Origin of the sequence: Bradyrhizobium embrapense (assembly GCF_001189235.2) — a bacterium.
In the GTDB taxonomy this organism is placed as follows: Bacteria; Pseudomonadota; Alphaproteobacteria; order Rhizobiales; family Xanthobacteraceae; genus Bradyrhizobium; species Bradyrhizobium embrapense.
Genome location: NZ_LFIP02000008.1, coordinates 165,890 through 184,825, shown reverse-complemented (window position 1 = coordinate 184,825; position 18,936 = coordinate 165,890). Strand labels below are relative to the sequence as shown.

At 65.8% G+C, this 18,936-nt stretch carries 18 protein-coding genes; 12 read left to right on the top strand and 6 right to left on the bottom strand.

All coding sequences use genetic code 11. The features are described from left to right. Positions 1 to 15 precede the first annotated feature (15 nt). Positions 16 to 1,836, bottom strand: a complete 1,821-nt coding sequence (locus AKN83_RS29360) for a flavin-containing monooxygenase (RefSeq protein ID WP_083992312.1) — start codon at positions 1,834 to 1,836, stop codon at positions 16 to 18. Positions 1,837 to 1,959: 123 nt separating this feature from the next. Between AKN83_RS29360 and AKN83_RS29355 the strand changes: the two genes are divergently transcribed. The 9 genes from AKN83_RS29355 (at position 1,960) to soxA (ending at position 10,509) form a co-directional block, all read left to right on the top strand. After that, complete coding sequence (locus AKN83_RS29355; protein WP_050405912.1) at positions 1,960 to 2,748, top strand: IclR family transcriptional regulator; 789 nt, start codon at positions 1,960 to 1,962, stop codon at positions 2,746 to 2,748. Between the two features lie 213 nt (positions 2,749 to 2,961). After that, on the top strand, positions 2,962 to 4,374 hold the full coding sequence (locus AKN83_RS29350) for an MFS transporter (protein ID WP_050405911.1): 1,413 nt from the start codon (positions 2,962 to 2,964) through the stop codon (positions 4,372 to 4,374). A 153-nt stretch (positions 4,375 to 4,527) separates the two neighbouring features. Continuing rightward, complete coding sequence (locus tag AKN83_RS29345; RefSeq protein WP_050405910.1) at positions 4,528 to 4,977, top strand: (2Fe-2S)-binding protein; 450 nt, start codon at positions 4,528 to 4,530, stop codon at positions 4,975 to 4,977. 13 nt (positions 4,978 to 4,990) lie between these two features. Continuing rightward, entirely contained in the window at positions 4,991 to 7,171 is a 2,181-nt protein-coding gene (locus AKN83_RS29340; RefSeq protein WP_050405939.1) for a xanthine dehydrogenase family protein molybdopterin-binding subunit, read from the top strand. Between the two features lie 56 nt (positions 7,172 to 7,227). Further along, positions 7,228 to 8,499: an NAD(P)/FAD-dependent oxidoreductase gene (locus AKN83_RS29335; protein ID WP_050405909.1), complete on the top strand. Its 1,272-nt coding sequence runs from the start codon at positions 7,228 to 7,230 to the stop codon at positions 8,497 to 8,499. Continuing rightward, positions 8,492 to 8,941: a sulfur oxidation c-type cytochrome SoxX gene (gene soxX / locus AKN83_RS29330; RefSeq protein WP_244522150.1), complete on the top strand. Its 450-nt coding sequence runs from the start codon at positions 8,492 to 8,494 to the stop codon at positions 8,939 to 8,941. The genes AKN83_RS29335 and soxX overlap by 8 nt, the downstream gene beginning before the upstream one ends. Positions 8,942 to 8,954: 13 nt before the next feature. Further along, positions 8,955 to 9,419, top strand: coding sequence for a SoxY-related AACIE arm protein (locus tag AKN83_RS29325; RefSeq protein ID WP_050405907.1), 465 nt, complete (start codon positions 8,955 to 8,957; stop codon positions 9,417 to 9,419). Continuing rightward, positions 9,419 to 9,739 carry a thiosulfate oxidation carrier complex protein SoxZ gene (gene soxZ / locus AKN83_RS29320; RefSeq protein ID WP_050405906.1) on the top strand — a complete coding sequence of 107 codons (321 nt, stop codon included), beginning with the start codon at positions 9,419 to 9,421 and terminating at the stop codon, positions 9,737 to 9,739. The genes AKN83_RS29325 and soxZ overlap by 1 nt, the downstream gene beginning before the upstream one ends. After that, the gene (soxA, locus tag AKN83_RS29315; RefSeq protein ID WP_050405905.1) at positions 9,736 to 10,509 is read left to right on the top strand and encodes a sulfur oxidation c-type cytochrome SoxA; all 774 of its coding nucleotides are present in this window, start codon (positions 9,736 to 9,738) and stop codon (positions 10,507 to 10,509) included. The genes soxZ and soxA overlap by 4 nt, the downstream gene beginning before the upstream one ends. A gap of 86 nt (positions 10,510 to 10,595) precedes the next feature. On the opposite strand, the gene AKN83_RS29310 is transcribed toward soxA, so the two are convergent. Continuing rightward, on the bottom strand, positions 10,596 to 11,369 hold the full coding sequence (locus tag AKN83_RS29310) for a ferredoxin--NADP reductase (RefSeq protein WP_050405904.1): 774 nt from the start codon (positions 11,367 to 11,369) through the stop codon (positions 10,596 to 10,598). Between the two features lie 172 nt (positions 11,370 to 11,541). On the opposite strand from AKN83_RS29310, the gene AKN83_RS29305 reads away from it, so the two are divergent. The 3 genes from AKN83_RS29305 to AKN83_RS29295 all read left to right on the top strand — a co-directional run bounded on the left by AKN83_RS29305 (position 11,542) and on the right by AKN83_RS29295 (position 15,013). After that, a complete protein-coding gene (locus AKN83_RS29305; protein ID WP_050405903.1) occupies positions 11,542 to 12,738 on the top strand; it encodes an amidohydrolase family protein in 1,197 nt (398 codons plus the stop codon). A gap of 194 nt (positions 12,739 to 12,932) precedes the next feature. Next, on the top strand, positions 12,933 to 14,333 hold the full coding sequence (locus AKN83_RS29300) for a selenium-binding protein SBP56-related protein (RefSeq protein ID WP_050405902.1): 1,401 nt from the start codon (positions 12,933 to 12,935) through the stop codon (positions 14,331 to 14,333). A gap of 2 nt (positions 14,334 to 14,335) precedes the next feature. Beyond that, a complete protein-coding gene (locus AKN83_RS29295; RefSeq protein ID WP_050405901.1) occupies positions 14,336 to 15,013 on the top strand; it encodes a hypothetical protein in 678 nt (225 codons plus the stop codon). Between the two features lie 61 nt (positions 15,014 to 15,074). On the opposite strand, the gene AKN83_RS29290 is transcribed toward AKN83_RS29295, so the two are convergent. The 4 genes from AKN83_RS29290 to AKN83_RS29275 are packed head-to-tail and all read right to left on the bottom strand — an operon-like array spanning position 15,075 to position 18,924. Beyond that, complete coding sequence (locus AKN83_RS29290; RefSeq protein WP_050405900.1) at positions 15,075 to 15,530, bottom strand: MarR family winged helix-turn-helix transcriptional regulator; 456 nt, start codon at positions 15,528 to 15,530, stop codon at positions 15,075 to 15,077. A 15-nt stretch (positions 15,531 to 15,545) separates the two neighbouring features. Beyond that, complete coding sequence (locus AKN83_RS29285; protein WP_050405899.1) at positions 15,546 to 16,250, bottom strand: ABC transporter ATP-binding protein; 705 nt, start codon at positions 16,248 to 16,250, stop codon at positions 15,546 to 15,548. Beyond that, the gene (locus tag AKN83_RS29280; RefSeq protein ID WP_050405898.1) at positions 16,247 to 17,038 is read right to left on the bottom strand and encodes an ABC transporter ATP-binding protein; all 792 of its coding nucleotides are present in this window, start codon (positions 17,036 to 17,038) and stop codon (positions 16,247 to 16,249) included. The genes AKN83_RS29285 and AKN83_RS29280 overlap by 4 nt, the downstream gene beginning before the upstream one ends. Continuing rightward, positions 17,035 to 18,924, bottom strand: coding sequence for an ABC transporter permease (locus AKN83_RS29275; RefSeq protein ID WP_050405897.1), 1,890 nt, complete (start codon positions 18,922 to 18,924; stop codon positions 17,035 to 17,037). The genes AKN83_RS29280 and AKN83_RS29275 overlap by 4 nt, the downstream gene beginning before the upstream one ends. Positions 18,925 to 18,936: the final 12 nt, after the last annotated feature.

Sequence of the window (18,936 nt, the reverse complement as noted above, 5' to 3'; positions counted from 1 at the left end):
ATCAGTCCCGTTCGCTTAGCGAAACTGCAGGCCTTCGAACCGGCCGCTGTTGCGCCACTCGTCGATATATTTGAAGTAGGCCAACGCGCCCGCCGGATAGCCGACATTGAGCTTGGCCGCAGGCCCTGGCTCGCGTCCCTCGTTGTTGTAATAGCCGGGCGTGCAGTCAGGTCCGCCGATCATGCGACCGACCGCGGTCAGCAGCAGCTCGACCCAGCGATCCTCGGCTTCCTTGCTGACTTCGATTTCCTTGAAACCGTTGTCCTGTGCATGGCCGACCATCAGGGCGATGGTGCGCGCCGCCTCCGTCAGATTATGCGGCACGTTGGAGATCAGGTTGGCGCCCTGTGTCGGCTGCACGAAGAACAGGTTGGGGAAGCCATGCACATGGATGCCGTGCTTGGTGCGCATGCCCTCGGCCCAATACTCCGACAGCTTGATGCCGTCCCGGCCCGTCGCGTCGAACCCCGCCCGCCGCTTGTACTCGGTGCCGACCTCGAAGCCCGATGCGTAGATGATGCAGTCGAGCTCGTATTCCTTGCCCGCGACGACGACCCCGTTCTCGGTGATCTCCTCGACACCCTTGCCATCGGTATCGACCAGATGGGTGCCCGGCGTGTTGAACGCCTGAAGATAGGCGTCGTGGAAGCATGGCCGCTTGCAGAGCTGGCCGTACCAGGCTTTCAGATTCCTGGCTGTCTCGGGGTCACCGACGATCCTGTCGACCCGGTTGCGGATCTCCTCCATCTTCTCGAAGTCGGAATCCTCGAACACGGCCCGCATGTTCTCCACGGTCCGCTGCTCGCGCGGCAGCAGCATCACCTTGGCGCGAATCCGTTTCGACAGGTCGGTCCAGCCGTCCTGCACCAGATCTTCTTCGGCCGATCCACCGGCCTGGTTGGCGGTGAAATTCTCCAGCCAGCGCTGTTGCCAGCCCGGGGTTGCGATATCGGCGAACCAGTCCGGGTCGATCGGGCCATTGCCGCGCACGTCGACCGACGACGGTGTGCGCTGGAACACGTAGAGTTCCTTGCAGGCGCGCGCGAGATGCGGAATGCACTGCACCGACGTAGCACCCGTGCCGATGATGCCGACGCGCTTGTCGGCAAGCTTGTCCATCAACGCGCCCCGGGGATCGCCGCCGGTGTAGTCGTAATCCCAGCGGCTGGTGTGGAACGAGTGGCCCTTGAAGCGTTCGATGCCGGGAATGCCGGGCAGCTTCGGCACATGCAGCGGGCCGGTGCCAATGCCGACATATTGCGCGCTGAAGGCGTCGCCCCTGCTGGTTCGGATGATCCAGCGCGATTGCGCCGCGTCCCAGTCGAGGCTCGTCACCTCGGTATGAAACAACGCGTTGTCGTAGAGATTGAACTGCCGCCCGATCCGCTGGCAGTGCGCCAGGATTTCCGGCGCATGCGCGTATTTCTCCGACGGCATGTGACCGGTCTCTTCGAGCAGTGGCATGTAGACCATCGACGCCGTGTCGCATTGCGCGCCGGGATACCGGTTCCAGTACCAGGTGCCGCCGAAATCGCCGCCCTTCTCGACAATGCGGACGTCCTTGACCCCGGCCTCGGTCAGCCGGGCCGCAGTGGCGAGCCCGGCAAAGCCGCCACCGATGAAGGCGAAGGTGACATGGTCGGTCTTCGGCGCGCGCTCCACGACCGGCGTGTATGGGTCGTCGAGATAATGCGCGAGCTGGCCCTTGATCTGGAGATACTGGTCATTGCCGTCGGGACGCAGCCGCTTGTTGCGCTCCTCCTGATACTTCAGGCGCAGCCGCGCCTTGTCGATCGCGGCGGGCTTTGCGTCTCGGGCTTGCTCGGTCATCGTCATCGGAAGGCGCCTCGCTCCAGCGGTTCTTTGTCTTTATGTCCGGCAGATAACCTGACATCGACACGATTTGCAAATTCATTTCGATATATTGACAAATCAGGCAGTCCGAGACCAATATTCCGTATGACAGCATCTTCTCCTGCCGAAATTCAGGCGGATCCGTCCTTTGCGACCACTCTGGCGCACGGGCTCGACGTGCTGGCGGCGTTCCGTCGCCACCCGGGCTCGCTGTCGAATGCCGAGCTCGCGCTGCATACCGGCCTGTCGCGGCCGACGGTGTCGCGGCTGACCTACACCCTGGAGCAACTCGGCTATCTCCGGCGCGATGCCAAGGGTCGCTTCGTGCTCGGGCTCGGCGCGCTCGCCGCCGCCTATCCCGTGCTGTCAGCCCTGAAGGTGCGCCAGCTCGCCCGTCCGCTGATGCGCGACTTCGCGACCTATGCCGGCGGCACCGTGTCGATCGCGATGCCGTTCGGGATCGACTTCATCTATGTCGAAACGCTGCGCACGACGGACACCGCACCGCATGTGCCCGATGTCGGCTTTGTCAGCACGCTGGCGCCGACCGCGGTCGGGCGCGCCCTGCTGTCGCTGTTCACCGAGCCGGAGCTCGGCGCCTATGTTGCGCGCGTCAAGGCCGAGCGTCCCGACGAGTTCGACTACGTGCAGAAACGCACATTGCCCGATGTGGAAATATGCCGCGAACGCGGCTTTGCCATCTCGCTCGGCGAATGGCGGCGCGAGATCTTCGGCGTCGCCGCCCCGCTCTATCGCACGCCGACCGGCGAATGCCTGTCGGTCAATTGCGGCGTTCCCTCCTACCGCTTCAGCGCCGAGCAGATCGAGCGCGAATGCGGCCCGCGCATCCTTGGACTCGCGCGCAGCATCCGCGCGCTGGCGGAGGAAGGTTAGACTCCGTCATTCCCGGGGCTCGCGCGGCGAACCCACAGATGCACAATCGCGCATCGGGAAATGTCGTCCCGGCGGTGGTTACGGCGCTGCCCGCGTCCACCCGTATGCAATTGTACTCCCGGCAGGGCCGCTTCGCATATGCATCATGCAATGGCGCGGCTGGGGAACGGACTGCCGGCGTAGTACATGGCGGTCCCGGAGACAATTTCAGGCATGCTCGAGAAGACCCCGACCACCGGCGCGGCTGCTGCGCCGATCACCGATGGACTGCCAGATGGCTTGCCTTGGGAACGGCGGCGCTGGGCGGTAGCCGCGATCTTCACCGCGCTGGCGATGGCCTCGCTCGACACCGCGATCGCCAACATCGCGCTGCCCGCGATCGCCAGCGATCTGCATGTCAGCCCTGCCGAAGTGGTCTGGGTCGTCAACGTCTACCAGATCGCCCTGGTCGCGACGCTGCTGCCGCTCGGTGCGCTCGGCGAAATCGTCGGACACCAGCGAATCTATCTCGGCGGCCTCCTGTTGTTCACCTTGGCGTCACTCGGCTGCGCGCTGGCCTGGTCGCTGCCGAGCCTCCTGGTCGCGCGCACCTTGCAGGGGCTCGGCGCCAGCGGCCTGATGAGCGTCAACACTGCGCTGGTCCGCTTCGTCTATCCGAGCCGGATGCTCGGCCGCGGCTTCGGTCACAATGCGCTCGTGGTCGCGAGCGCCATGTCGCTCGGACCGACGATCGCCTCCGGCATCCTCGCGCTCGGGCCATGGCCCTGGCTGTTCGCCGTCAACATTCCGTTCGGCATCGTCGCCTTGCTGATCGGCGTGAAGACGCTGCCGAAGACGCCGCGCGCCACCCACGCCTTCGACTTCGCCGGTGCGGCACTGGCCTGCGCTTGCCTCGGGCTCTTCATCATCAGCATCGGCAGCGCCGCCCACAAGACGGCGCCTGCGCTCGTCATCGCCGAGCTCGTCGGAGCCCTGCTGTTCGGCTGGATCCTGACCCGGCGGCATGCCGATCATCCGGCGCCGATGCTGCCGATAGATCTGTTCCGCCGTCCGATCTTCGCGCTGTCGGCCGCGACGGCCGTCTGCTCATTTGCTGTGCAGGGGCTCGCCTTCGTGTCGCTGCCGTTCTACTTCGAGGACATATTGCACCGCTCGCAGGTCGAGACCGGCTTCTTCATGACGCCCTGGCCGCTGGTGGTAGCCTTCATGGCGCCGATCGGCGGCCGACTGTCGGATCGCTATCCGGCCGGCATCCTCGGCGGCATCGGCATGCTTCTGCTCGGCGCGGGGATGGTGCTGCTCGCGACCCTGCCGGCCGAGCCCGGCATCGCCAACATCGTCTGGCGCACCATGATCTGCGGCATCGGCTTCGGCTTCTTCCAGACGCCCAACATGAAGGCGATCATGTCGAGCGCGCCATCGCATCGCAGCGGCAGCGCCAGCAGCATCGTCGCGACCGCGCGGCTGACCGGACAGACCACCGGTGCCGCGCTTGCCGCGCTCTGCTTCGCGCTTGCCGATCGCGAGGGCGCAACCGTGGCGCTGGCGCTGGGCGCCGGATTTGCCGTGCTCGGTAGCGTCATGAGCTTCCTGCGGCTGGCCGTCGCCTCACCGCAAAAGGCATGACAGGCATGTTGCATGCGCGGAGCGCGACCATACACCGCGCCATCAACTTTCTTCCGCGCTGCAAGCGCATATTCTTGATTTGAACCGTTCCAGTTTCAAGGCCAACATCGCCCCGAAGTTCAATCGGAGGATTGGACCATTCAGGGAAAAGCGATGGCAAACCTCAAAATCAACGGCAAGACGATCAATGTGGAGGTCGAGGACGACACGCCCCTGCTCTGGGCGATTCGCGAGAATGTCGGACTGACGGGGACCAAATACGGCTGCGGCATTGCACAATGCGGCGCCTGCACGGTGCATATCGACGGCGTTGCGATGCGCTCCTGCGGCGTGACGGTGAGCGAAGTGGCCGGCAAGGACATCACCACCATCGAGGGCCTCGCGGCTGGCGGCGTGATGCACAAGGTGCAGCTCGCCTGGATCGCGAGCGACGTGCCGCAATGCGGCTATTGCCAGAGCGGCATGATCATGGCCGTCGCAGCGCTGCTGAAGGACAATCCGAAGCCGACCGACGACGACATCAACGACGCCATCACCAATATCTGCCGCTGCGGCACCTTCCAGCAGGTGCGCGAGGCGATCCATGCTGCCGCGAACGCATGATGAGGAGGCAGCCATGAACCAGCACGTCACGCTCAATCGCCGCGCCTTCGTGATCGGCACGGCAGCCGCCGGCGCCGGTCTCGCGCTCGGTCTCGATCTGCCGTTCGGCGGCCCCTCCGTGGTGCGCGCCGCCGACGGCACGCCTGAACTCAACGCTTGGGTCGTGATCCGGCCTGACGACACCGTGGTGATCCGCATCGCCCGCTCCGAGATGGGCCAGGGCACGCTGACCGGCCTCGCCCAGCTCGTCGCCGAAGAGCTGGAATGCGACTGGTCGAAGGTCACCACCGAATATCCGACCCCCGGCCAGAGCGTCGCCCGCAAGCGCGCCTGGGGCGACTTCTCCACCGGCGGCAGCCGCGGCATCCGCACCTCGCAGGACTATGTCCGCAAGGGCGGCGCCACCGCGCGCGTGATGCTGATCCAGGCCGCGGCCAATGAGTGGAAGGTGCCGGCCACCGAGTGCAAAGTCTCCAACGGCGTGATCACCCACACCCCGTCGGGCAAGACCACGACCTACGGCAAGGTCGCGGAAGCCGCGGCCAGGCTCGAGCCGCCGGCCGACGTCAAGCTGAAGGACCCGAAGGACTGGACCATCGCCGGCAAGGGCCTGAAGCGTCTCGACACCGTCGACAAGACCACCGGCAAGATGATCTACGGCATCGACATCAAGCTGCCGGGAATGCTGAACGCCGCGATCAAGGATTGCCCGGTGTTCGGCGGCAAGCTGAAGAGCTTTGACGAAGCCAAGATCGCGGGCATGAAGGGCGTCAAGAAGGTGGTGCCGGTCGGCGACAGCGCGGTTGCCGTCGTCGCCGACACCTGGTGGCACGCCAAGACCGCACTCGATGCGCTGCCGATCGTCTGGGACGAAGGCGACAACGCAAAAGTCTCCAGCGAGACGATCGCGAAGTGGCTGGCCGAGGGGCTCGACAATGCGCAGCCGGCCTATGTCGGCAACCAGAATGGCGACGCCAAGGCGGCGATCGCCAGCGCGGCCAAGAAGGTGGAAGCCGTCTACAGCTATCCCTATCAGAACCACGCCACGATGGAGCCGATGAACGCCACCGCGCTCTACACGCCGGACAAATGCGAGGTGTGGTGCGGCACACAGAATGGCGAGGCGGCGTTCGCGGCGGCGCTCGAAGCCTCCGGCCTGCCGGCCGAGAAGGTCGACGTGCACAAGCTGATGCTCGGCGGCGGCTTCGGCCGGCGCGGCATGACCGACTATGTCCGGCAGGCGGTGGCGATCGCCAAGCAGATGCCGGGCACGCCGATCAAGCTGCTGTGGTCGCGCGAAGAGGACATGCAGCACGGCAAATATCACCCGATCACGCAGTGCAAGCTGACCGGCGCGTTCGATGCCGACAACAATCTGGTGGCGCTGCACTATCGGCTATCGGGTCAATCCATCCTGTTCTCGCTACGCCCGGAAGCGCTGCAGAACGGCATGGACCCCGCCGCGTTCCAGGGGGTGGCGCAATCCGGCGAGGCCGCGATCGGCTATTCGGTGCCGAACCTGCTGGTCGAGCATTCCATGCGCAATCCGCACGTCCCGCCGGGCTTCTGGCGCGGCGTCAATGTCAATCACAACGCGATCTACATGGAATGCTTCATGGATGAGCTGGCCCAGGCGGTCGGCCAGGACCCGCTCGAATTCCGCCGCAAGCTGATGGGCAAGCACCCCAAGCATCTCGCGGTGCTCAATGCCGTAGCCGAGAAAATCGGCTGGGGCACGCCGGCGCCGCAGGGTGTCTATCGCGGCATCGCGCAGGTGATGGGCTATGGCAGCTACGTTGCCGGCGCCGCCGAGATCTCGGTGACCGACGGTAGCAAGATCAAGGTGCATCGCATCGTCGCCTCCACCGACCCCGGCTATGTCGTCAATCCGGCGCAGGTGGAGCGACAGATCGCGGGCTCCTTCGTCTACGGCCTCAGCGCGCTGTTCTACGGCGGCTGCACCGTGAAGGACGGCCGCATCGAGCAGACCAATTTCGACACCTACAACTCGATGCGCATCAACGAAATGCCGAAGGTAGAAGCGGTGATGGTGCCGAGCGGCGGGTTCTGGGGCGGCGTCGGTGAACCGACCATCGGCGTTGCGGCGCCAGCGGTGCTCAACGCCTATTTCGCGGCGACAGGAAAGCGCATCCGCAGCTTTCCGCTGCGCAACCAGAACATCTCCTTCGCCTGATCAACCGGAAGCGGCGGCCCCGACCGGCCACCGCTTCCTCTTTCGGAATCTCGTGCATGACCGTCACGCGTCGTCCGACGCGCAGGGATCTGGTCCGTGGCGCCGCCGTCGTCGCGGCGGCCGCGCTGGCGCGTCCGGCGCTGGCGCAAGCGGCGCCGCGCATCGCGGTTATTGGCGGTGGCTTCGGCGGCGCGGCCTGCGCGCGGGCGCTGCGGCGGCTCGATGCAAGACTTCAGGTCACGTTGGTCGAACCGAACAAGACCTTCACCGCCTGCCCGTTCAGCAACGAGGTGATCGCGGGTCTGCGCGAGCTTGCCGTGCAGCAGTTCAGCTACGACAAGGTTGCGGCCGACGGCATCACGGTTGCCGCACAGGCAGCCACCAAGGTCGACGCGCAGGCGCGCAGCATCGCGCTCTCTGACGGCACAACGCTCTCCTATGACCGGCTCGTGCTGGCTCCCGGCATCGACCTGCACTTCGACGCCTTGCCCGGCTATGACGAGGCTGCGGCGGAGAAGATGCCGCACGCCTGGAAGGCCGGCGAGCAGACCATGCTGCTGCGCAGGCAGCTCGAGGCGATGGACGATGGCGGCCTGGTCGTGATCGCGGTGCCGGCCGCGCCGCTGCGCTGTCCGCCCGCGCCCTACGAGCGCGCCAGCCTGATCGCGCATTACCTGAAGGCCAACAAGCCGAAATCGAAGATCCTGGTGCTCGACGCCAAGGACAATTATTCGCAGCAGAAGCTGTTCGAGAAGGCCTGGGCGGAGCTCTATCCCGACATGATCGAGCGGATCGCGCTGTCGCAAGGCGGACGCGTGACGTCGGTCAATCCGGCGACGAGCGAAATCGTCACCGACTTCGGCAACTACACCGCCGCGGTCGCCAACGTGATCCCGCCGCAACGCGCCGGCCGCATTGCGGAGATCGCCGGCGCCGCCGACCACACCGGCTGGTGTCCGATCGATCCGGTCAGCTTTGCCTCGAAGCTCGTGCCCAATATCCACGTGATCGGCGATGCCGCGATCGCCGGCGGGATTCCGAAATCCGCCTCCGCGGCGGCGGCGCAAGGCCGGGCCTGTGCAGCCGCGATCGTGAACGCACTTGCGGGCAAGCCGCCGGAGACGCCGCGGCTCGACGGCGCCTGCTACAACACCGTCGCGCCGGGCTATGCATTCTCGCTGAAGGGCATCTATCAGCCGAAGGAGGATCAGTACGCCGAGGCCGAGGTGACCACCAGCCCGGTGGACGCGCCGCCCGAGGTGCGCCAGCGCGAGGCCGACCAGGCACTCGCCTGGTTCGGGACGATTACGGGAGACATCTTTGGCTAGGCTCGCCCTCGCAACGTTGCTCGCCGCGGCACTGTTCGCAGCCTGTGCGCCCGCCGGCGCCGAAGAGCTGCGGCCCTATACCGTGATCGGCGATGCGATCCCCGCTTCGCTAACCGGAGCCAAGGGTGACGCAACCCGCGGCCGCGCGCTGGTCGTCGAGCGTTCCTCCGCTTGCATCCTCTGTCACAGCGGCCCATTTCCCGAGCAGGCGTTCCAGGGCGACCTCGCGCCGAACCTCACCGGCAGCGGCAGCCGCTGGTCGGAGGGACAGTTGCGGCTCCGGCTGGTCGATGCGGCGCATCTCAATGGTGCGACGATCATGCCGTCCTACTATCGAGTCGACGGGCTCACACGGGTCGGCGCGTCATGGCGCGGCAAGCCGATCCTGTCGGCGGAGCAGATCGAGGATATTGTGGCCTATCTTGTGACACTGCGGAACTAGGACAGACCAATCGATGGCGAATTCAAACCACACGACACGCCGCACGGTTCTGGGCCTTGCCGGAGGCGCCGCAGCGCTGGTGATCGTGCGTCCCGTGGACGCAACGCCGGCGATGCTGCAGGCCGCGATCCGCAATGTCGTCGGCGAGGCCAATGTGCGCACCGGCAAGGTCAAGCTCGACATCCCGCCGCTGGTCGAGAACGGCAACACGGTGCCGATGACAGTCAGCGTCTTAAGCCCGATGACGGCGGACGAGTATGTGAAGAGCATCCACATCTTCAACGAGAAGAACCCGCAGCCGAACATCGGCAATTTCTATCTGGGACCGCGCGCCGGACGCGCCCAGATATCGACCCGCATCCGCCTCGCCGACAGCCAGAAGGTCACCGCCATCGCACGGCTGTCCGACGACACGTTCTGGTCGGCGACCGCAGATGTCGTGGTGACGCTCGCCGCCTGCACCGAGGAGGCGACCTGATGCCGTCGGCCCTGATCAACATACCGAAGAAGGCCAAGCGCGGCGACGTCATCGAGATCAAGACGCTGATGTCGCACATCATGGAGACCGGCTATCGCCACACCGCGTCGGGCAGCGTGGTGCCGCGCGACATCATCACGAGCTTCACCTGCCGCTTCAACGGCACGGAAGTGTTCCGCGCTGATCTTTATCCGGCGATCGCGGCCAATCCGTTCATCACCTTCTTCACCACCGTGACCGAGAGCGGCAAGTTCGAGTTCGAATGGATCGGCGACAAGGGGTTTTCGGAGACCGCGCAGGCTTCGATCACGGTCGAATGAAATTTGCGGTCTGCATCGCGCTGCTGACGGCGATGTCGGGCGCGGCGCTCGCCACGGAGATCCCGCTGGCCGAACGCCGCTCCGGCTATAGCTTCATGAGCGCGGACACCAAGGCGATGCAGGACGAGGACACCGCCAATCCCGGCATGCTGTTCGTGCTCGACGGCGAGGCTTTGTGGACGCGCAAGGCCGGCGGCGCGGACAAGGCCTGCGCCGACTGCCACGGTGACGCGGGCGTCAGCATGAAGGGCGTCGCGGCGCACTACCCCGCCTTCGAGAAGACGCTGGGCAAGCCGATCGACCTCGAAGGGCGGATCAACCTCTGCCGCACCAACCATCAGCAGGCTTCGCCGTTCGCCTATGAAAGCCGCGAGCTGCTGGCGCTATCAGCCTATGTCGCGCAGCAATCGCGCGGCATGCCGATCGCCGCCGGCACCGATCCCGAGCTGGCGCCGTTCGTCGACAAGGGCCGCGAACTGTTCATGCAGCGGCAGGGCCAGCTCAATCTGGCCTGCGCCAATTGCCACGACGACAATTGGGACAAGAAGCTCGCGGGCAGCGCGATCACGCAAGGGCAGCCGACTGGCTACCCGCTGTACCGGCTGGAATGGCAATCGCTCGGCTCGTTGCAGCGGCGGCTGCGCGCCTGCATCACCGGCATCCGGGCGCAGGCCTATGACTACGGCTCGCCGGAACTGGTCGAGCTCGAGCTCTATCTGATGACGCGGGCGCACGGCATGCCGATCGAGACGCCGGCGGTCAGGCCCTAGCGCATCGGGTTGATCCAGCGAAGCGAAGCAATCCATTGCTCCCGGCTGTACCGGAAGATGGATTGCTTCAGCCTTCGCCGCGAAGATCAGCGTTCGGCGAACGCCTTCTCCACCACGAACTGCGCCGGCTCGCCGTGATTGCCTTCGATGAAGCCGCGGCTGCCCAGCAGCGTGCGGGTGTCGGCGACCAGCGCCGGCGAACCGCAGATCATGACGCGGTCATGCGCGGCATCGAGCGCCGGCAGGCCGATATCGGCGAACAGCTTGCCCGAGGTGATGAGGTCGGTGATGCGGCCGCGGTTGCGGAACGGATCGCGCGTCACGGTCGGGTAGTAGATCAGTTGATCGCGCACCAGATCGCCGATCAGTTCGTCCTGCGGCAAGTGCTCGGTGATCATCTCGCCATAGGCGAGCTCCTTGACGCGGCGGCAGCCGTGCAGCAGCACGACCTTCTCGAAGCGGTCGTAGGTCTCGGGATCCTTGATCACGCTGAGGAACGGCGCCAGCCCCGTGCCGGTGCCGATCAGATAGAGGTTGCGGCCGTCCTCGAGATTGTCGATCACCAGCGTGCCGGTGGCCTTGCGGCTGACGATGATCTCATCGCCCTCCTTCAGGTGCTGGAGGCGCGAGGTCAGCGGGCCGTCCGGAACCTTGATCGAGAAGAACTCGAGCGTGTCTTCGTAGTTCGCGCTGGCGACGCTGTAGGCGCGCAGCAACGGCTTCTCGCCGACCTTGAGCCCGATCATGGTGAACTCGCCGTTGCGGAAGCGGAACGACGGATTGCGCGTGGTCTTGAAGGAGAACAGCGTGTCGGTCCAGTGATGAACGCTGAGGACGCTTTCCTGGTTGAAATTGCTCATCGCACCAACCCCTGATTTGTGCTGCGGCGGGGCAAGGGCTTGAACCAGTTGACCGGCCGGATCGTTTGTATACGATCATTCGTATACAAACGAATAATCCGGCTTGATCGAAAAGTCAAGCCGGGCTCAAATTCCCGGGCAATTCCGGAAAGAAAACAGAAGGAAAACACCCATGGCTCACGACGCGCCCCAGGCCACCGGCCCCAGCAAGCTGGTGATCCGCAATATCGGGCTATTGCTGTCGGGAGCCCTGGAGCGGCCGATCCTGGATGCCGACACCATCGTCGCCGAGAACGGCAAGATCACCGCGATCGGCCGCCTCAAGGACGTCGACACCGAAGGCGCCACCACGATCGTCGACGCCATGGGCACGACGGTCGCGCCGGGCCTGATCGACAGCCACGTCCATCCGGTCGCCGGCGACTGGACGCCGCGGCAGAACCAGATCAACTGGATCGACAGCTATCTGCATGGCGGCGTCACCACCATGATCTCCGCCGGCGAAGTGCACATGCCCGGCCGGCCGCGCGACGTGGTCGGCGTCAAGGCGATGGCGATCTTCGCGCAGCGCGCGTTCTGGACGCTGCGGCCGGGCGGCGTGAAGGTGCATGCCGGCGCGCCCGTAATCGAATGCGAGATGGTGGAAGACGATTTCAAGGAGATGGCCGCCGCCGGCGTCAAGCTGCTGGGCGAGGTCGGGCTCGGCGGCGTCAAGGACGGCCCCACCGCGCGGAAGATGGTCGGCTGGGCGCGCAAATACGGCATCCAGAGCACGATCCATACCGGCGGCCCCTCGATCCCGGGCTCCGGCCTGATCGACAAGGACGTGGTGCTGGAGGCCGACACCGACGTGGTCGGCCACATCAATGGCGGCCACACCGCGCTGCCCGACGATCAGATCCGCTGCATCTGCGAGGGCTGCAAGCGTGGCCTCGAGCTAGTGCACAACGGCAATGAGCGTTCGGCGCTGTTCACGCTGCGCACCGCGCGCGAGATGGGCGATCTGCATCGCGTCATCCTCGGCACCGACGCGCCGGCGGGCTCCGGCGTGCAGCCGCTCGGCATTTTGCGCATGGTCTCGCTGCTGTCGTCGCTCGGCGAGCTGCCGGCCGAGCTGGCGTTCTGCCTCGCGACCGGCAACACCGCGCGGATGCGCGAGCTGGATTGCGGCCTGATCGAGGTCGGCCGCTCCGCCGATTTCGTGCTGATGGACAAGGCGCAGCATTCGCCGGGCAAGAACATCCTGGAGAGCGTCCAGCTCGGCGATCTGCCCGGCATCGGCATGACCATCATCGACGGCATCGTCCGCACCCAGCGCAGCCGCAACACACCGCCCGCAGGCAAGGTGCCGGAGATCTTGGCGAAGTAAGCAGTTCGATATCCGGGGCGCGCCGGCATCCGTATTACCCCACCGGAACGTTGCTTTCGCACGTCATCATTGAGGTATATCGTGCCGCCACGCGAACCCAGCCGGCGGCGCTCGCAGGAGCCGCGCGACGATTAGTTCCCGTCGCATGCCGCCGTGCCGTGTTGGTCCACACCAGGCAAACAGGAGGCAGCACGATGACGATGAGGCCAGATCCCACGTTTCACGCGTCGCCGAAGCTTGCGATGGAAGCTCCGGCCGAGAACTTCGCCTACACTGTGCTGCTCAGCCCGGACTTCTCCAAGCCCGACGCGCTCGCCGTCATCGACGTCAAGCCGGGCTCACCCACCTACAGCAAGATCGTCCACACCGTGACGATGCCCAACAAGGGCGACGAGTTTCACCATTTCGGCTGGAACGCGTGTTCGTCGGCATTGTCCCCGCTTGCGGGACATGCCTTCATCGAACGCCGCTACCTCATCGTGCCCGGTATGCGGTCGTCGCGGATCTACGTCATCGACACCAGGCCGGATCCGACCCAGGCGAAGATCCACAAGATCATCGAGCCCGAGGAGGTGTTCAGGAAGACCGGCTATTCGCGGCTGCATACCATCCACTGCGGCCCGGACGGCATTTACGTCTCGACGCTCGGCGGCGGCGGCAAGGACGGTACCGACGGGCCGCCCGGCGTCTTCATCATGGACTGCGAGACCTTCGAGGTGCTCGGACGCTGGGAGATCGATCGCGGTCCCCAGACCAAGCACTATGACTTCTGGTGGAACCTGCCGCGTGACTACATGGTGAGCAGCGAATGGGCGCTGCCGCCGCAATTCGAGAACGGCATCGTGCCGGAAGACCTGCTCTCCAACAAATACGGCCATCGCATCCACTTCTGGGATCTGCACGCGCGCCGCAATGTGCAGACCATCGATCTCGGCGCCAACCATCAGATGGCGCTGGAGGTGCGGCCCGCGCACGATCCGGTTCGCGAATATGGCTTCGTCGGCGTCGTGGTCGACACCACCAACCTCGAGGGCTCGATCTGGACCTGGTGGCGCGAGGGCGGCAAGTTTCATATCGAGAAGACGGCGACGATTCCGCCCGAGCCCGCGCCGAAGGAGCAGCTGCCGCCGCTGCTGCAGGGCTTCGGCGCCGTGCCGCCGCTGGTGACCGACATCGACCTGTCGATGGACGACAGGTTCCTCTACGTCTCCTGCTGGGCCACCGGTGAGATGCGCCAATACGACGTCAGCGATCCGCGCAAGCCGAAGCTCGCCGGATCGGTCCGCATCGGCGGCATCATCAGCCGCACTCCGCATCCCAACGGACAGGCATTTGCCGGCGGTCCGCAGATGGTCGAGATCAGCCGCGACGGCAAGCGGGTCTACTGGACCAATTCGCTGTACTCGACCTGGGATGACCAGTTCTATCCCGACGGCATTCCCGGCGCCGAGGTGATGGCGCATGCCAGCCCGGGTGGCGGGCTCGAACTCGCCGAGGACTACTGGGTCGGCTTCCCGGACGGCTACCGCGCACACCAGATCCGGCTCGACGGCGGCGACTGCTCGACGGATTCGTTCTGCTATCCGTCGGCCTGAACGTGAGTGCGGCCGACTGGACACCGGTCTGGCTGTGGCTGGCGGTGATTGCGAGCGGCGTCTACCACGGGATCAACCCGAGCATGGGCTGGCCGCTCGCGGTTTCGGCCGGATTGATGCAGAGGAGTTCGCGCGCGCTGCTCGCCGCGCTTGGCCCGCTCGCAATCGGTCACCTGCTGGCGATGCTGCTCGTGATCCTCCCCTTCGCGCTGCTGATCACCCTCGTCGAATGGCAGCGCACGATCCGGATCGGCGCCAGCGCGACTGTGATCGCTTTCGGCATCTATCGGCTGATCGAGCGGCGCCATCCGCGGTCGCTGGCGCGCATACCGCCGACGCAGCTCGCTTTCTGGTCGTTCGCGGTGGCGATCGCCCACGGCGCGGCGCTGATGCTGGTGCCGGTCTATCTCGGACTATGCCGCGCGGCCGAGCCGGACCACGGCCACGCAGCCGCCGGCGCCCTGATCGACACCAGCCTCACCATGGCCGTGCTGGTCGCCATCGTCCATGCCAGCGCGATGATCGCGGCCGGCGGATGTCTGGCGTGGCTGGTCTACCGCTATCTCGGTCTCAAATTCGTGGCCCGGAGCTGGTTCAACCTGGACACGGTGTGGGCCCTCAGCCTGGTGCTGGTCGGCGCCGTCGCGCTGGTGCTTGGCCTGGAATCGAAGGGTGGGTAGAGCTCAGCGAAACGAAGCCGACGAGTCTCGCTGCGCTCTACCCATCTCCTGCGCCTGCCGATCACCGCAGCTTGCCGAGCAGCGCCATCAGCGTCTCGCGCTCCTTGGCGTCGAGCGGCGCCAATGTCTCCCGGGAGATCACCAGCGCATTCGGAGCTGCCTTGTCGGCCATCTGCTGGCCGGCGCGCGTCAGGCTCACCAGAAGGCGGCGGCCGTCGTCGGGATCGGGCGAGGTCTCGGTCAGGCCGCGTGCGGTCAGGCGGTCGATCACGCCCTTGATGGTCGCAACGTCCATCGAGGTCAGCCGCCCGAGCTGGTTCTGCGAGCATGCCCCGACCTCCGACAGCTTCGACAGCGCCGCCCACTGCGTCGGCGTCAGGTTGATGCCGATCTCGCGGGCGAAGATCACGGCGTGGCGCTGCGACACCTGGCGCAGGATGAAGCCGATCTGCTCGTCGAGAACGTATCCCGACTTGGCCGCCTTGACGCTTCGCTTCTGTGCCGCACTCCTCGCCATCGTCCCACCTCGCCGTTACAGCGACAGATGTGCGTCGCGGACATCCGGACGCGCATCGAGTTCCGCCATGGTGCCGCCAAAGCAGATCCGGCCGCGCTCGATGATATAGGCGCGATCCGAGATCAGCCGGGCGAAATGCAGGTTCTGCTCCGAGACGACGATGCTGACACCCTCTTTCTTCATCGCCAGGATCGCATCGACCATCTGCTCCACGATCTTCGGCGACAGCCCTTCGGACGGCTCGTCGAGCAGCACCAGCGACGGGTTGCCCATCAGCGTGCGTGCGATCGTCAGCATCTGCTGCTCGCCGCCGCTCATGCGCCCGCCGGGCCTGCCGCGCATCTCGCCAAGATTTGGAAACAGCTTGAACAGCTTGTCGCGATCCCATTGTGGCGCGCCAGGCCGCTTGGGCTGGCGGCCGACTTCGAGATTCTCCTCGACGGTCAAATCCGTGAAGATGCGCCGCTCCTCCGGCACATAGCCGAGCCCGCCACGCACGATCGCATGCGTCGGCAGATCAGAGACGTCCCTCCCCTCGAACATGACGCGGCCCGAGCGGTTCTCGACCAGGCCGACGATGGAGCGAAACGTGGTCGACTTGCCGGCGCCGTTGCGGCCGAGCAGCGCGACCACCTCGCCCTCGCCGACCTCGAGCGCAATGTCGAACAGGATGTGCGCCGGGCCGTAGAAGCTGTTGAGGTCCTTCACCGTGAGCTTCATGCGGATGCTCCCTCGCGGTGCCGCGCATCATAGACCAGGCCCTCACCGAGATAGATCGCGCGCACCTGGGCGTTGCCGCGGACCTCCTCGGGCGAGCCTTCGGCGATCAAGGTGCCGCGGTTCAGGACCAGGATGCGGTCGGCATGCTCGAACACCACGTCCATGTCGTGTTCGGTGAACAGCACGCCGATCGACTGCTCGCGCGCGATCCGCGCCGTCAGGCGCATCAGCTCGACGCGCTCGCGCGGCGCCATGCCGGCGGTCGGCTCGTCCATCAAGAGCAGCTTCGGCTGGTTGGCGAGCGCGATCGCAAGCTCGAGCCGCTTGACGTCGCCATAGGCGAGCTCGCCGCAAGGCCGCTCCGCATAGGCGCCCATGCCGACCAGGTCGAGCAGCCGCCCGGCCTCCTCGCGCGCGTGCCGCGCGGTCGAGGCCCACAGGTTGAACAATTGCCCGCCATGCGACACCAGCGCGACCTGCACGTTCTCGCGCACTGTCATGGTCGGGAATGTCGCCGCGATCTGGAAGGTGCGGCCGACGCCCATCCGCCAGATCACGCGCGGCTTCTTGCCGGTGGTGTCCTCGCCGAGCAGCTTGACGCGACCGGAGTCCGGAATGATCTGGCCGTTGAGCACGTTGAAGCAGGTGCTCTTGCCCGCGCCGTTTGGTCCGATCAAAGCGAGGATCTCGCCGGCGCGCAGCTCGAACGAGACGCCGCGCACGGCATGCACGCCACCATACGATTTGGTCAAGTCCTCGACCGACAGCAATGTGGGGGCCATGCTCATTCGGCAGTCTCGATGCGGGAGGTCAGCACGGGCGATGCCGACGATGAAGACTTGCGGCGGCGATGCAGGAACGCTTCCAGCGTGCCGACGATGCCCTTCGGGAAGGCGACCACGATCAGCACCACGAAGGCGCCGAGCACGAGTTTCGACCAATCGGTCTGGCTGACCAGCCAGATGTTGAGTGCCTTGTAGACGATCGCGCCGACCACCGCGCCCGACACCGTCTCGACGCCGCCGAGCAGCACCATGACCAGCGCATCGACCGACAGCGAGATGCCCATATTGTCGGGGAACACGCTGCCCTTGAGGTAGGCGAACAGCGCGCCGGCGAGACCGGCAACGGTGCCCGCGATCACGAACGCGGTCCACTGGATCCGCTTGCCGTTGATGCCGACGGCTTCACTGCGCAGCGGCGAGTCGCGCGTGGCGCGCAGCGCAAAGCCGAACGGCGAGAACACGATGATGCGGAGGATCACGACCGCGAGCGCGGCAATGCCGAGCGACAGCCAGTAGAAATGCGACGGGCTCGCCGCCCATTTCTCCGGCCAGACCCCGAGAATGCCATTGTCGCCGCCGGTGACCGACACCCACTGGAACGCGATCGACCAGACGATCTGGGCAAACGCCAGGGTCAGCATCGCGAAATAGACGCCCGAGAGCTGCACCGCGAAGAAGCCGAACACGGCAGCGCCCAGCAGCCCGAGCAGCGGGCCGAGCAGCAGGCAGGCGATCATCGGCAAGCCCGCCATCTTGGCGAGCAGCGCCACGCCATACGCGCCGAGGCCGAAATAAGCGGCGTGGCCGAACGAGGCGAGCCCGCCGACCGACATCAGAAAGTGCAGGCTGACCGCGAAGATCACGAAGATCGCGATCTCCGAGCCGACCGTGAGCACATAGTTGCCGGCGACGAACGGCAGCGCGGCAGCGACGACGAGCACCGCGATGGCGGCCAGCCGTTCGTTCGCTGTCAGCGGCCGCCACGGATTGACGGTCAGGCCAGGCGTGCGCCGCACCGGCGCTTCCGGCTTGCCGAACAGCCCCCACGGACGGACGATCAGCACCACCGCCATCACCAGGAACACCAGGATGATGGAGATCTTCGGGAAGATCAGGATGCCGAAGGCATTGAGCTCCGACACCAGTACCGCCGCGACGAAGGCACCGATGATGCTGCCGAGGCCGCCGATCACGACGACGACGAAGACCTCGACGATGACGCGCAAATCCATCGCGTGATTGACCGCATCGCGCGGAATCTGCAGCGCGCCGCCGAGCGCTGCGAGGAAGACGCCGAGCGCGAACACGCTGGTGAACAGCCATTTCTGATTGACTCCGAGTGCGGCAACCATGTCGCGGTCCTGCGTCGCCGCGCGCACCAGCACACCCCAGCGGGTGCGCTGGAACAACAGCCAGAGCACCCCGAGTACGACGGGCCCGAGCACGATCAGGAACAGATCGTAGCTTGGGATATTCTGGCCGAAGAAATCGATCGCACCCTTGAAGCCTGGCGCGCGGCGGCCGACCAGATCGTCCGGCCCCCAGATCAGCACCACGAGGTCCTCGACCATCAGCGTGAGGCCGAACGTGGCGAGCAGTTGGAACAACTCGGGCGAATGGTAAATCCTGCGCAGCAACACCATCTCGACCAGCACGCCGATCGCGGCAACCGCCAGCGCCGCGACGACGATGCCGCCCCAGAAGCCGAACGCGCCCGAGAAGCGCTCGGTCAGCGTGAAGGCGACATAGGCACCGAGCATGTAGAACGCGCCATGCGCGAAATTCACGATCCGCGTCACGCCGAAGATGATCGACAGGCCCGAAGCGACCAGGAACAGCGACGCCGCGCTGGCAAGACCGGTCAGGAACTGGACGACGTAGAAGGCCATGGGCGGTCCGCT